The sequence below is a fragment of the Polyangium fumosum genome, from assembly GCF_005144585.1.
In the GTDB taxonomy this organism is placed as follows: domain Bacteria; phylum Myxococcota_A; class Polyangia; order Polyangiales; family Polyangiaceae; genus Polyangium; species Polyangium fumosum.
The window spans coordinates 43032-56943 of the sequence record NZ_SSMQ01000064.1; the positions used below are offsets into that span (position 1 = coordinate 43032).

Annotated in this window: 12 protein-coding genes; 7 read left to right on the top strand and 5 right to left on the bottom strand. The window is 67.4% G+C overall.

All coding sequences use genetic code 11. From position 1 onward, the window contains the following. The first annotated feature begins 397 nt into the window (after positions 1-397). From E8A74_RS40265 to E8A74_RS40275, 3 genes are read left to right on the top strand one after another with little or no spacing between them, the layout of a single operon-like run. Positions 398-1903: a sugar ABC transporter ATP-binding protein gene (locus tag E8A74_RS40265; RefSeq protein ID WP_170229733.1), complete on the top strand. Its 1506-nt coding sequence runs from the start codon at positions 398-400 to the stop codon at positions 1901-1903. Next, the gene (locus E8A74_RS40270) at positions 1900-2925 is read left to right on the top strand and encodes an ABC transporter permease (protein WP_136934432.1); all 1026 of its coding nucleotides are present in this window, start codon (positions 1900-1902) and stop codon (positions 2923-2925) included. Before E8A74_RS40265 ends, E8A74_RS40270 begins: the two co-directional genes overlap by 4 nt. 42 nt (positions 2926-2967) lie before the next feature. Further along, positions 2968-3912, top strand: coding sequence for a substrate-binding domain-containing protein (locus E8A74_RS40275; protein ID WP_211365565.1), 945 nt, complete (start codon positions 2968-2970; stop codon positions 3910-3912). A 1023-nt stretch (positions 3913-4935) separates the two neighbouring features. On the opposite strand, the gene E8A74_RS40280 is transcribed toward E8A74_RS40275, so the two are convergent. Then, entirely contained in the window at positions 4936-5994 is a 1059-nt protein-coding gene (locus E8A74_RS40280) for a hypothetical protein (RefSeq protein WP_136934434.1), read from the bottom strand. 394 nt (positions 5995-6388) lie between these two features. On the opposite strand from E8A74_RS40280, the gene E8A74_RS40285 reads away from it, so the two are divergent. Continuing rightward, positions 6389-7144, top strand: coding sequence for a hypothetical protein (locus tag E8A74_RS40285; RefSeq protein WP_136934435.1), 756 nt, complete (start codon positions 6389-6391; stop codon positions 7142-7144). 60 nt (positions 7145-7204) lie between these two features. Here E8A74_RS40285 and E8A74_RS40290 read toward each other — a convergent pair whose 3' ends face one another. The 3 genes from E8A74_RS40290 to E8A74_RS53275 all read right to left on the bottom strand — a co-directional run bounded on the left by E8A74_RS40290 (position 7205) and on the right by E8A74_RS53275 (position 8964). Further along, positions 7205-7411, bottom strand: coding sequence for a hypothetical protein (locus E8A74_RS40290; protein WP_136934436.1), 207 nt, complete (start codon positions 7409-7411; stop codon positions 7205-7207). A gap of 11 nt (positions 7412-7422) precedes the next feature. Further along, positions 7423-8682: a hypothetical protein gene (locus E8A74_RS40295; RefSeq protein ID WP_136934437.1), complete on the bottom strand. Its 1260-nt coding sequence runs from the start codon at positions 8680-8682 to the stop codon at positions 7423-7425. 102 nt (positions 8683-8784) lie between these two features. Then, the gene (locus tag E8A74_RS53275) at positions 8785-8964 is read right to left on the bottom strand and encodes a hypothetical protein (RefSeq protein ID WP_170229734.1); all 180 of its coding nucleotides are present in this window, start codon (positions 8962-8964) and stop codon (positions 8785-8787) included. 353 nt (positions 8965-9317) lie between these two features. Here E8A74_RS53275 and E8A74_RS40300 point away from each other — a divergent pair, with 353 nt between their 5' ends. Together E8A74_RS40300 and E8A74_RS53280 are read left to right on the top strand one after the other, a co-directional pair. After that, positions 9318-11108, top strand: coding sequence for an FG-GAP repeat domain-containing protein (locus E8A74_RS40300; protein WP_232379960.1), 1791 nt, complete (start codon positions 9318-9320; stop codon positions 11106-11108). A gap of 169 nt (positions 11109-11277) precedes the next feature. Then, entirely contained in the window at positions 11278-11538 is a 261-nt protein-coding gene (locus E8A74_RS53280; RefSeq protein ID WP_170229735.1) for a hypothetical protein, read from the top strand. Between the two features lie 10 nt (positions 11539-11548). On the opposite strand, the gene E8A74_RS40305 is transcribed toward E8A74_RS53280, so the two are convergent. Beyond that, on the bottom strand, positions 11549-13003 hold the full coding sequence (locus E8A74_RS40305) for a multicopper oxidase family protein (protein ID WP_232379961.1): 1455 nt from the start codon (positions 13001-13003) through the stop codon (positions 11549-11551). 551 nt (positions 13004-13554) lie between these two features. Between E8A74_RS40305 and E8A74_RS40310 the strand changes: the two genes are divergently transcribed. Next, on the top strand, positions 13555-13881 hold the full coding sequence (locus E8A74_RS40310; RefSeq protein WP_136934439.1) for a hypothetical protein: 327 nt from the start codon (positions 13555-13557) through the stop codon (positions 13879-13881). Positions 13882-13912: the final 31 nt, after the last annotated feature.

Here is a 13912-nt window from a genome sequence, read left to right on the forward strand (position 1 = left end):
GGGCATGTATCCAAGGTGCCTCATTGGGGGCACCAATGCACCAATACCAGCCCGCCAACCGTTGTTTGACCGGAACCCGTACGGCCGCTCGGTGCGGATGGGGCAAGCAGAGCTCGGGAGCCAGTCAAGGCGGGATCCTGGCGTTTTGTGGGGCAGTCCGCGATGCTGGAGGCCCGGCTCGACGTCGCCGTGCCGGCCCCTTCGTCCTCTCCCAAGCCCCCCTGGTCGAAGTCCGGGGTGAAACCCCGGCGCTACGTCACCGAGGAACACCGTCCCGGGCATTGCAGCATCGCTCGCGCGGCCGTGACCTTCGCCCCTTCCGTACCGCTCCACCTCGCACTACCCTTCCCACGCCCGTATGGCTGAGCCCGATCGTGCGTCCGCTCCGGTCGTCCGCATGGAGCACATCTCCAAGCGGTTTGGCCGGGCGACCGTCCTTGACGGGGTCTCGCTCGACCTCCATGCCGGCGAGGTCCACGCGCTCCTCGGGGAGAATGGCGCGGGCAAGAGCACCCTGCTCAAGATCCTCGCCGGCGTGCACACGGATCACGGCGGCTCGATTCTCCTTGATGGCAGGCCGGTCCGTCCTCGCTCCCCGGCGCATGCGGGCGCGCTCGGGATCGCTGTCATTCATCAGGAGCTCTCGCTCCTGCCGGCGCTCTCGATTGCGGAGAACCTCTTCGTCGAGCGACCTCTTGGTTGGTTTGGCTTCATCGATCGCCGGCAAGAGCGGGCCCGCGCCGCGCGGATCCTCGCCGAGGTCGGCCTTGATCTCGATCCCGACCTGCTCGTCGAGCGCCTCTCGCTCCCCGAGCGACAGCTCGTCGAAATCGCGCGGGCCCTCGGCCGCGGCGCGCGTGTGCTCATCATGGACGAGCCCACGAGCGCGCTTGCGGGGCCTGCGATCGACCGCCTCTTTGAGCTCATTGCCGGCCTCCGGGCGCGCGGCGTCGCCCTCGTGTATGTCTCGCACCGCATGGAGGAGATCGAGCGGATCGCCGATCGCCTCACGGTCCTGCGCGACGGCCGCGTCGTTGGCTCTGCGCGCGTGGGCGAGATTCCGCTCGATCAGGTCGTCACGTGGATGCTCGGCCCGCGGCATGCGCCGGCCGACGTTTTGCCGGTCTCGCCCTCGGCGCGGGACGAGCGCCTCGCGGTCGAGGATTTTTCCGTCGATTCGGCCGACGGCGAACGGCGCCTCGTCGATCGGGCTTCGTTCGTGGTGTCCGCGGGCGAGATCGTCGGGCTCTTCGGCCTCTCGGGCGCGGGCGCGAGTGAGCTCTTGCTCGGGCTCTCCGGGGCGCTCGGCGCGCGCGCGCGGGCCAGAGCCGTGCGAATCTCGTCCGTGCCCGTTCGAATCGGCTCGCCACGCGAGGCGAGGGCGCTCGGCGTCGCGTTCGTCCCCGCGGACCGGACCACCATGGGCCTCGTGCCTGGCATGACGGCCGAGCACAATGGGACCCTCGTCGTGCTCCCGGCGCTCTCGCCGCTCGGATGGTTGCGCCCTGCGCGCGAGCGCCGCGCGGCCCTCGCCATGGCGGCGGACGTTGGCCTCCGGCCCGAGGCCCTCGCCATGGACGCCGCCACGCTCTCGGGCGGCAACCAGCAAAAGGTCGTCCTCGGGAAATGGCTGCTCGAGGCGCCCCGCGTCCTTCTTTGCGACGAACCCACACGGGGCGTCGACATCGGCGCCAAGGCCGAGATCCACGCGAAGATCCGCGCCCTCGCCGCCGCGGGCGCGGCCGTCCTCGTGGCGGGCTCGGATGCGCGGGAGATCGCCGCGCTCGCGGACCACGTCCTCGTGCTCCGACGTGGCCGGATCGCGGCCGACGTCGCGCGCGCCGAAGCGACCCCGGCCGCGCTGCTCGCCCTCGCCATGGGCCACGATGAGGCCCGCGCATGAGCGAAACCCCCCAACACCTCGAAACGCCCGCCCCGCGTTCCCCTGGAAAACCCGCCGCGTGGCACCACGCCCCGCTCGCGCGTGCCCTGGTTTCCCTCGCGCTCGTCCTCGCCCTCGGCGTGATCTTCCCCGCCGAAGGCGCCTTCTTTCGCCTCGGCACGCACCAGGGCGCGCTCCGGCAGGCCTCCGTCGTCGGGATCCTCGCTTGTGGCCTGCTCCCCGTGATCCTCGCGGGCGGGATCGATCTCTCCGTCGGCAGCGTCCTCGGCCTCTCGGCCGTCGTCGCCGCGAAACTCAGCATTCACGCGGGCGAGCCGGCCTGGCTCTCGGTGCTCCTCGTCCTCGGAATGGGCGCCGCGTGTGGGGCGGCTTCGGGCTCGGTCGTTGCGTTTGCCCGCGTGCAGCCTTTCGTCGCGACGCTCGCGATGATGGTCTTCGCCCGGGGCCTCGCAAAAACGACGAGCGGAGGCACGAAAGTCGCGACGGCCGTCCCCGGGCCGGACGGCGTCCTCCGTTATGTCGAGGTCCCGCCGCTCTTTCGCGCGCTCGACGCCCAGGTCTTCGGCGGCAACGTCGCCGCCGTCACGCTCGTCTTCCTCGCCATGGCCGCGATCGTGGGCGTCGTATGCGCCCGCCACCGGCTCGGCCGGTATCTTTATGCGGTCGGGGGAAACGAGGAGGCCGCGCGTTTGTCCGGGGTCCCCGTGCGCGCCACGAAGATCCTCGCCTACGTGATCTCCGGCGTCTGCGCGGCCGCCGCGGGCATTTGCCAGGCCGCGCAGGAGCAGCAGGGCGACCCCGAGGCCGGCGTCACCTACGAGCTCACGGCCATCGCGATGGTCGTCATCGGCGGCACGAGCCTCAAAGGCGGCCGCGGGGGGATGGGGCTCACGCTGCTCGGCGTGCTCACCATCGGGTACCTCGACAAGATCCTCAGCATCAATGCCGTGCCGGAGGCGAGCCGGCTCATGCTCACGGGCGCCATCGTGATCGTCGCGGCGGTGGCCCAGAAAAACGCTTGAGGGGCGCGCGGAGGGCCGCCCGGAGGTCACAAGGAAATGTCGTTGGATGGGCCTTTCTTTTCACGTCGCGCGGTTCTCCTCACGCCCCTCGTCCTCGCCGCGGGCTGCGAGCGCGAGCCGAAGGGACCCAAAAAGGCCCGGTTCGTGATCGGGATGTCGCAATGCAACCTCGGCGAGCCCTGGCGCGTGCAGATGAACGCCGACATCGCGGCCGCGGCCAAGGAGCACCCCGGCATCGAGGTCGTCTTCAAGGACGCGCAAAACGACACGCTCAAGCAGCGGGCGCACGTGGAAGAGCTCGTCGCGGCGAAGGTCGACGTGCTCTTCGTGAGCCCCAAGGAGGCCCAGCCGCTCACCGAGCCGATCGGCAAAGCGTTTGATGCGGGCCTGCCTGTCCTCGTGCTCGATCGGGCCGTGCTCGGGGAGCGGTACACGACGTTCATCGGCGCGGACAACAAGAAGATTGGCCGCGCGGCGGGCGAATGGACCAAAAAGGTGCTCGGCGGCAAGGGCAAGGTCGTCGAGCTGAAGGGGCTCATGACGTCGACGCCGGGGCAGGACCGGAGCGCGGGGTTCCGCGAGGCGCTCGCGGGGTCCGAGATCGAGATCGCGTTCGAGGCCGACATGAAATGGCTCGAACCCGAGGCGCGCAAGGAGATGGATTCGGCGCTCGCGCGGCTGCCGAAGATCGACCTCGTCTACGCGCACAACGATCCGGGCGCGCACGGCGCCTACCTCGCGGCGCGGGCGGCGGGCCGCGAGAAGGAGATGAAGTTCGTGGGGATCGACGCGTTGCCCCACGAGGGCGTGAGCTACGTGGAGCAGGGGATCCTGGACGCGACGTTCCAGTATCCGACGGGCGGGCGCGAGGCGGTGGACACGGCGCTGCGGATCTTGAAGGGGGAGTCCGTGCCGAAGACGATCACGCTGGGATCACGCCGGTTCACGAAGGACGACGTGAAGAAGGGCGGCGAGCGCATCGAGTGACGCCGCGGGGGGCGGGGGTGGGGCGCGGGGATCACGCGTGCCTTCCCATGCCCGCCGGGCTCGTCGGCAACGGCTGGGGGCTCCGTCGGCATGCTCGCCGCGCTTGTCGGCAACGGCTGGGGGCTTTGTCGACAGGGTCGCCGTGGTTGCCGGCGACGGTCGGGGACTTCGTCGACATGCTCGCTGAGCTTGCCGGCAACGGCTGGGGGCTTTGTCGACAGGGTCGCCGGGCTTGCCGGCATCGGCTGGGGTCTTTGTCGGCAGGGTCGCCGGGCTTGCTGGCAACGGCTGGGGGCTTTGTCGACAGGGTCGCCGTGGTTGCCGGCATCGGCTGGGGTCTTTGTCGAGATGCTCGCCGCGCTTGCCGGCAACGGCTGGGGTCTTTGTCGAGATGCTCGCCGCGCTTGCCGGCAACGGCTGGGGGCTTTGTCGACATGCTCGCCGTGGTTGCCGGCAACGGTCGGGGTCGTTGTCGACGTGCTCGCCGCGCTTGTCGGCAACGGCTGGGGGCCGGGCATTCGAGTGTGACGCCCGCGGGACACTGTCACACCCGCATGACGGACCTCTGTCACGCCCGCATGACAGGCGTCGGAAACACGTACACATCATGGGGCGGGCGTTTTCGTCGCCTCGGCAAAATCGCCAGAGCGCTCCTTCGGCGGGTGCGGCACGGGGCGTGCTTCATCACGAGAAAGGCAGCGCGGCGGCGAGGTTCGCCTCACCAAGAAACAACGCTTTGCTGCCCCGGAGGTTACGCCATGTCCATCTACGCTCACGCTCGCAGAATCGTCCTCGCAACGCTCGCGCTTGGCGCCATTGGGTTCGCTGTGGTGCCATTGAATGCTCAGCCGCTCCCCTTTACCTCCTGCTGCTACACAAATGAGGCGGGCGGATTGACCTGCCGGCCGAAGGGCACGAACGAGACGGACTCGTGCATCGGCGAAGCCTACCCCATCAAGGCCAATTGCGATTCTTGGGGAACCTGCACGAAGCTGTAGGCTCCAGACCGAGATCTTCCAATCGTCACGGACGAGAGAGCGCCCGCGCCGTGTCCTCGATCGTGTGTGTCTCCTCTCCGACCGTGAGCGCCCGTTCGTCGAGCGACCAGGGCCCCTCCCGCGGGATTCGCCCATAGCGGCCTGTCCGGGGCTCCGCGACGAGGAGCTCCCATACGCCGTCGCCGACGTGGCGGTCGGCCGCGACCAGGTCGCCCGCGCAGGCGACCCGGCCGAGGCTGGGTTGCCGGAGCTTGGTCACGCCCGTCGAGACAAAAACCCAGCTCGAAGCGCCTCTGTCCGTGTCGTGGACGATCACCCCATGATCGGTCGTGTACACCTCGCGCGGGCCGCACTGCGCGACCTGCTTCAACCCATGATGGTTATGGGCATGGTATGCGAGCAGCGCATAAGGCGCGGCCTGCGGGAGGTCCTCGGTCGGCTTCAAGGAGGATGCGAGGGAGCGATACGCGGGATCCGAGAGCACGACCACCTGGCTCGGGGGCAACGCCGGAGGGCCGGGAGACCAGACCGGCGTGTACTTGCCGGTCTGGGCGAAGGGCGGGCGGGCCGGACCGGGCACGTGGAGGTGGTGGTCGAGCAGTCGATGGAAAGAGCCGTCGATCGTCCCGCCGCCCGAAGCGCCGAGCTGCCGCAGATGCGCGCGACCGTAAAGCAGGTCAATGACCCCCTCGACCAGGCGGGGGCGAGCGCCGATCGCCGGCGGCAGCGCCGTCAACGCCAGGAAATGGCCGAACGACGAGCTCGTGTCGATCGTGGACGCCGGTCCACCGCAGGGAGACTCGATCTTCAGGACAACGCCCCCGGAGCCGCTGCCACCTTGATCCTGCGCTTCCCAGCAGTCCTCGGCGCCGTCGCCGTCGAGATCGGCCCGTCCGCTGGAAGAAGGCTCATCGGCGGCGAGCTTGCCGGAGAAGAGCGTCGCCGGGCTTGGTGAAACAGCCGGGGTCGCGCTGACAGCGGCAAGCGCGGGCGGACCGTCGCGGGGGGGCTCCCGGCAGGCCGCTGCGCAGAGGACCAGCGCGGGGAGGATGGACGCTTCGAGGCTCTTTTGGGCTCGGCTCATGAAGTCTCTGGCTCGGTCGCCGCGTGTGATCGAGGCGGGAGCGAGGGCGCCTACGGTGACAAGGGGGGCGGCCGCTGTCCAGAGCCCCGCGCCCCCCACGCTTGCTTTGGTGATCTTTTTCAATATGGATGGCGCCATTCCGGCGAAAGCGCGACGCAAGCCGTGGGCGTGGCTTCTGCGGCATGGGTTCGCCCTCCGAATTTCGACCCTCGCGAGTGCAGGATTTCCGTTGCGGTGGTACATGCTCCGCGTGGCCATCTCAAAAGAGAAAATGCAGAGCTGGGCGATGCGGATGATCGAAGAGGCTCGCCCGCCGTCGCGGACAATGACTGCTGTTGATGACTTGCTCGCGTTACGTAGCTTCTTCCAAGGGGACCGGACGATCTTGTTCGGCATGAAGACGACGCCCGACGCGTTCGAAGATCCGAGCGCGCTCGTCGAGGAGGCGCTCGACGTGCTTCGCGAATGGTTCGATCACTTCGGCGAGATCGGCGATGCGGAAGAGCAGGCACGGCTCTACCACCGACTCCAGTACCTGATCGACATCCCCGAGCCCGAGCTCGTGCGCCAGGAACGCGCGGCCAACGAGGCGCGCGAATCCGCGAAGCGCGATGCATTGAGCGTCCTGCCACGACCGCTCGCCGCGGTCGCCGCGGTCTCTCCGTCCCTCGCGGCCGCGCTGCAAAACCCCCAGGGCGAACGTGTCGAGGACTTCTTCGTCGAATACGGGAAAGCGCTGACGCCCAAGGGCAACACGTCGCTCGACATGTCGAACTTCGATTGGCTGGGCGCCGATCCCGACTGGGACGAGCTCGTCGGCTCCCGATTCGACGCGCCGTTTTTCCCCATCGCCGGAGCGGATGGCGACTACGTCGGCGTGCTCGTCTTCTTCGAGGCTCCGGACGACGACGCCGTCGTCCTCTACTATTCGCACGAAGAAGGCTTCTTCTTCATGGCCGAGAGCCTTCAGCACTGGAATGCGATGTGCGACGCGGCCTCGGTCGGCGGTCGTGGCGTGAAGAAGCAGGTCGACCGCGCCCGCGGCCGCGGACCGCGTTGGAAGATCGACGGCGCTCTTCCGCCGAACGCCTATGGCGATGCGCTCGCGCGGGCGGAGGTGATCCTCGAACGCCTCCGCGGCGACGGCTGAGGCGCGAACGCTCACGTCTCCAGGAAGCTGGTCACGCTCGCCTGACGCCGCAGGCCGGATTTAGCCGCGCGGCGCCGTCACGAGCTTCGTGCCGCAGAACGGGCAGAAAGCGATCGCGGGGCCATATGTCCGCTGATACCCCCCCATGCCGGACGAGCCCTGCTCGAGATCGGCGAGCCAGAAGCCCTGTGCATCTTCGCGCACGAATCTGTAGTTGCGTGCGTCGGCAAAGGCTTTGCACGAGCATCCCGTCACGTTCTTCGTCACCGTTTCACCTCTCAGTTCGGCCATATCACGACGAGGACGCCTTCGTCGACGGCGGTTTGAATGGCCCGCGCTGGCGCCGCGAGCACGCACCCGTCTTGCGAGCCGGTCGGAAGCTCGACGAAGCGGAGGTCCGACCCGCGCGCCTCGCACAGCGTGTTCAGGAGCGCCAGCGCCGGCTCCACCGTGATCCAATCCGTGGTGTCGCCGGCGACGATCTCGTAGGTGCAATCCGGCAAGAACGCGCGCAGCCTGTACGCGTCGCGCAATTGATCGGGGTCGTTCACCGGCCGATACGCGTCCTCGTCCTCGTCCTCGTCCTCGTCCTCGTCGTCATCGAAGAACTCATGGTGCGGCACCTCCTCGAAGAGGACGTCGTCGAGCACCGGCGATACGAGCCGCGCCAGGCGAGCGAGCACGTCGTCGTAGTGATTCGGGTACGCGTCGGTCTCCTTCGCGAAGAGGGCCGTACGCGACCCGAGGACATTTTCGATCGTGAGCGCACGAAGCCCCCCGTCGGTGAGCTCGGGGAGAAGCCCGACGTCGTGCGCGTAGCGCGCAAGCGCGCCGGGCTCCGGAAACTTCACGAGCGGCGCGACCCGCGGGGCCATCCCGGGGTCCTCCACCATCTCGGCGATGGAGACCGCGTACGCGCGATCGAGCTCCGCGAGCTGCTCGAGCGCGTGAAAGCGGACGTCGTATTGCTCGGTCTCGTCCGTGACCACGACCGTGAGAGCGGCGAGCACGTCCCCGCGACGCTCGGGGTGAGCCGCGAGCACCTCACGCGCGCCATCCCTCAGCTCACGCACCGCGAGGAACGGATTCGCGAGCAGCGCGCGCCGCGCCTCGTCGGGCTCCGGCTCGGAGGGCTCAGAGCGTGCGCCTTGCCTCGCCCTGCGCAGCGCAGCATACGTCTCTCGTGCTTCGTCGTCGACGACGTCCGACGCGAAGAGTGCATCGAGCGTGGGCGAAGCGCATCGCGGATGAAAGGCGATCGTGCGCGCCAGCGCCGCGCGCGCCGCGCGGGAAATGGATTCGTCGGCAAAGCAGCTCTCTAGCCAAGAGACGACCTTCGGCCCGATCGAATCGTCGCAAAGCGAAGCGCACACGCGATACCCGTAGGCCGTGCCGGCATTGCTGCCTTCCGCTGCAGGCGCACGCGAGAGGGCGCGCGTCACGTCATCGAGGACCGCCATGTCCCCCTGACGCAGACGATACGCGATGAGCCTCTGCGGCGCGTGCTGCGACGAGTCGTGATCGAGCGCGGGGCCCACGCTAGAACATCGATCGGTTTGACAACCGCTCGATGTTCTAGCTCTTTTGTCCCGAGGGGGACGCCTCGCGTCCCCCTCTCGCCCGGGCAAAGCCCGGTCGATTCACCCCCCGAGGCGAGCTCGCTTCGCGATCTCGCAGAGCGCCGAACGGGTCGGCGCTCTAGGAAGCGGGAGATCGAGGCGCGGCGAGCGGCCGGGGATGGGCGAAACGTCCGCATACACGAAGGGTTCGCCGTCGACGCACGCGAGCGGCGTGCGTGGCGTCTCGTCGGTTGTATCCATCGGTCCTCTCATCGGCTCGCTCACGAACGGCTCGTTCCGCGCCCCAGGCGCGGGCGTTCCATTCTGCTCGAAACGACGGTGCCGGCTTCGCGCTTGGCGCAGGTCGCGAGGCGGCGGAGCTTCCATGCGGGGGTGGTTGCCATCGAGGGGATCCTTTTCAGAAAGGTGCGGCTCGAAGGAAAGCCGGAGGGATCGGGGAAGGTCAAGGTGGCTGACTCCGGCGGGGCAGGGGGCCTGCTTCGCCCCGAGGATGCTTGCCATTGATAAGGTCGCCGGCCGCGTCTACGCGTCGAGCTTCGCCATCTTCAACATGATCAAGGAATCCGTATGAATCGAGCTTCCCGCTTGCTCTGGTGTGCTTCGGTTTTCTCGCCAATTCACTCGGTTGTGAGCTCATCGCCGCGGTCGATCGGAGCCAAATCGAGAACTCGGGTGGCGCCGGCGGAGCGACGAGCGCCTCGTCCTCCAGCAGCAGCGGCACCGGCGGCAGCGGCGGCATCGGCGGCGGCAGCGTGGAATGCATGGTCCCGGCCGACTGTCCCGGCATGGACGACGCCTGCCAGACCCGCACCTGCGCGCAGGGGAAGTGCGGCCTCGACTTCGCCCCGGCCGACACCGCGCTGCCCGCGCAGACTGCAGGGGACTGCAAGAAAGCCGTGTGCGACGGCAACGGCGCCACCATCTCCCAGAACGACGACACCGATCTGCCCGACGACAGCAAGCCCTGCACCGACGACGTATGCACGGCCGGCGTCCCCTCCAACCCGAACAAGGCCCAGGGCACAACTTGTGGTGCTGGCCTCGTGTGCGACGCGAACGGCGCCTGCATCGGCTGCAACACCGCGGCCGATTGTCCCGGCACGGACGACGAATGCAAGGTGCGCACGTGCACCGCAGGCATGTGTGGTGCGGCGTTCACCGCGGCGAACACCCCGGTGGCAGCGCAGACCGCGGGCGACTGCGTGACAGCGGTGTGTGATGGCAGTGGCAACATCATCGCCACCCCCACCGACACCGATCTCCCGCCCGACGATAACAACGCCTGCACCGACGAAGTCTGCACGGCCGGCGTGCCGAGCTACCCGAACAAGGCCGACAACACGGGCTGCGACGACGGCAACGCGTGCACCGTGGCGGATACCTGCCAGGCCGGCGCCTGCACGAGCGGAGCCCCGATGGTGTGCACCGCGCTCGATCAATGCCATGCGGCCGGCACCTGCGACACGAGCACGGGGATGTGCTCGAACCCCGTGCAGGCCGACGGCTTCGCGTGCAGCGACGGCGACGGCTGCACCACGGGCGACACCTGCCAGAACGCTGTTTGCACCGCGGGCCCTCCGCTCGTCTGCGGCACGGGCACGAGCTGCGTCAATGGAGCGTGCGTCTACCCGGCCTGCACCGGGACGAACCAGTTCACCGGGTCGACCTTGCCCGCTGGCACGTCTCCCCGATCGATCGCGGCGCTCGATCTGAATGGCGACGGCAAGACCGACCTCGCCACCGCGAACTTCGGCGCGACCAGCGCGAGCGTGTTCCTTGGCAATGGCGACGGCACCTTCGCCGCCAAGACCGACTTCCCCGTGGGCGGGGGCCCCGGCGTTGTCGTGGCGATGGACCTGAATGGCGACGGCATGCCCGACCTCGCCATCCCGACCCAGGCTGACGCGGGCGTCAATGTCCTGCTCAACACGGGGAACGGTACCTTCGGCGCCAAGGTCAACTACCCCACGGGCGCAACGGCCTTCTCGGTCGCAGCGCTGGACCTGAACGGCGACGGCATGCCCGACCTCGCTGTTACAAACGCGAGCGCGAACACGGTGAGCGTGCTTCTCAACAACGGCGACGGCACCTTCGCCGCCAAGGTCGACTATCCCGCGGGTGCAGGACCGGCCGGCGTCGTGGCGCGGGATTTCAATGGCGACAACAAGCTCGATCTCGCCGTCTCGAGCGTTTCCACCTCCACCGTGGGCCTGTTTCTCAACAACGGCGACGGCACCTTCGCCGCCAGGGTCAACTACCCCACGGGCGCTCTCTCCTACAGCCTCGTGGCGTCCGATCTGAACGGCGACAGCATGCCCGACCTCGCGACAGCGAACGCGAGCGGCAACTCCGTGAGCGTGTTGCTCACGACGTGCGTCCCGTAGGACGGCCGGCTCCATCTCCCGCGTTGCGTCGTCGGCATTGAACCGCAGACGCTCGACCGCATGGATCACGTCGTCGCCACGCTCGTGCGCCGCGGGAAGGGTTGGGCGTGAAGGGGGGGCGGGCCGTCCTTCGTGGGCGGCCTGCGCCAAAGGCCTATCGTCGTGTGAGGTGGTGGAGCGTGGCGATGACGTGATCGCGCGTGTCGTCGAGCTCGGGATTGACTCGGTCGATAGAGCCTCGAGCATCATCCCCGAAGTTCGTCGTGGATCACGCAAGCGGCATGAGCATCCAGCCGAAGGAACCGTGGAGGAGGTCGAGCAGGGGCTCCTGCTCGCTCCGAGACACGCGTCGGCGCCGCAGCCTGGCGGCATCGGGCGCGCCGCCGGATTGGGGGGCTGTTCCGAAAAACGGGTTAACGAAATCGACTGAACAGCAAGCATCATCGTCGACGGTTCGAGTCCTCCGCGATCACCTCCATGCGGCGCATCATCTCCATGTCTTCATGCTCGAGAATGTGGCAGTGCCACACGAATTCCCCGGTGTAGCGGCCGAATCGGACAGCGAAGCGGGTAACCTCGCCTGGATTGGCCCGAACGGTATCCTTCATGCCGCGCTCGTTCTCGGCCGCCGGGACGGCCGGTCCGGTAAAGACCAGCTCACCTGCCGACCGGAATCGCTCGACGTCGAAGGGCTGGCGGTCGAGGATGAGGAATCGAACGAGGTGAAGGTGAATCGGGTGGGTGTCCACGGTCGTGTTGATCAACCGCCAGATCTCGACCGTTCCCAACCGCGGCTTTTCGGTGGTGGCGTCACCCCAATGAAGCGGCAGCGGGCGCCCGTGCATGTCTCGGATGCCAAGCAGTGACATCTGCCGGCCCATGTGATCCTTTTGCTGGTCCAGAATGAGATCTCGAGACCGCACGACATCCCTGAGCCGCGGAAAAGGGCCCGCCGGAAGATCCCGCGGGATCCGACTCCGATCCCGACCGGACCGCGGGAGGGTCACCCGGAACTGCATCACGACGCGGGTGTGTCGAGCAGGAGGGGTCCCTGTTGGAAAGGGAGTGGGGGCGTCGTTGGTCATGGTGACAGTGGCCCCCTCGAGCCCCGTGAAGTCGATGATGACATCGGCACGCTCGGCAGGCGCCAGCAGGATTTCCTTTACGGCAACCGCTCGCTTCAGGTAACCGCCGTCGCCCCCGATCTGGATCATGCTGATCGCTGGCTTCAGCATGAGGTTGTAGAAGCGTGCGTTCGCGCCGTTCAGCAAGCGGAAGCGATACCGCCGCGGCTCCACCTCGAGGAATGGCCAGACCTTGCCGTTCACCAGATTGGTGTTGCCGAAGAACTCAGGCGGGATCGTCGCTGGATATTGGAGCGAGCCGTCTCTGTTGAACGAACGGTCCTGGATCAGCAGTGGTAGCTCGAAGGGGCCGGAAGGAAGGTCCAGCCGCGCATCGTTTTCATCCCGCAAGAGGTAAAAGCCAGCCAGTCCGGCGTATATGTTCAGTCGCGTGATTCCCATCGCGTGGTCGTGGTACCAAAGTGTCGTGGGCCGCTGTCGGTTGGGGTACCGGAAGAGGTTGGTCGTGAACATAGGGCCGTGGGTCGTCAGGCGGGGGGTGAACCATGCCTCGGGATGGCCGTCGGCCTCCGCTGGTAGCTCGCCGTCATGGAGATGGACGACCGTCCGTACTTGCGGCAGGTAAGTGGCGGCCCCGTGGACGGATGTGTCTATGGGCAAGAGGTGGGTGATTGGCAGCTCACTCAGATACCGTACCAGGATGGGTTGGCGAACGCGGGCCTCGATGGTGGGGCCGGGATACTGCCCTTCGTACCCCCAGACCGTGGTCGGGGGGAAGTCGCGGTGGAGTTGCTGCTCGACCTGCCGCATGGTGATCTGAAAGAGGGGTACTCCCTTCTGGTGGCCGACCGGCTGGAGCGTCTCGGGAATCGGAACAGGGTCTACGAACTTTGGAACCGTATCAGGCCTGGATGGCGCTACTCGTGATGAGGCATTGAACGGTTTGTGAACGTGTGGGGTGCGACCCTTGCCACATGTCATGATTACCTGTCTCCTCTCCACATCTAGCTGGACGGGAGGCAGCAGCTATGCCGGATACAATCGAGCCGTCTATGCTCAGTCCCAGGACGGGGTAGGATCGCCTTCCGAATCCGAATGACCAAGCATTGCTCGAACGAACGCAAGTGTTTGGTATACCAGCGCAGGCACGCGTAGAGGGCTTCACTGAGATATTTTGCAGGCCTTGGCATGCGTGCGGATGGCAGTGCTCACTTAAATGACATTTTTCTAGCCGAGTGCTCGCTTGACGTTGAACGCGCGCAACGACATGAGATCGCCCGGACGGCGTGTCGGGCGCGTGGTGGCTCATGCCCCCGTATCATTGCCGCGGATTCTCATTTCGTGTGGCAGGAGGGAGGACGATGACGACACGGTGTGCTCGAGCGGGGGCCCTCGCCTGGATGGGCAGCGTGCTGATCGGGATCGGCATCTTGCTCTCCATTCTCCAGTGGGCCTTGACGGCCTACCTGGTGCTCCACGGACGCGGAGGCGAAATCGAAAGCGGTGTCCTTCCTCGAACGCTCGACGTGAATGCCCCAATCGGCGGGGGCAAGTGCATCACGATCAGCTACCCAGGCCTGGTCCTCGCGGCCCTCGGCACCATTCATCATGTCGCGGCCGAGTGCCTGTGGACGCGATGGGGATCGCGCGTCGTGCGGCGTGTATCGAAAGCACGGCGCTGCTCGTAGGCCAATGGCGTCGAGCGCGAGGTCCCGTTAT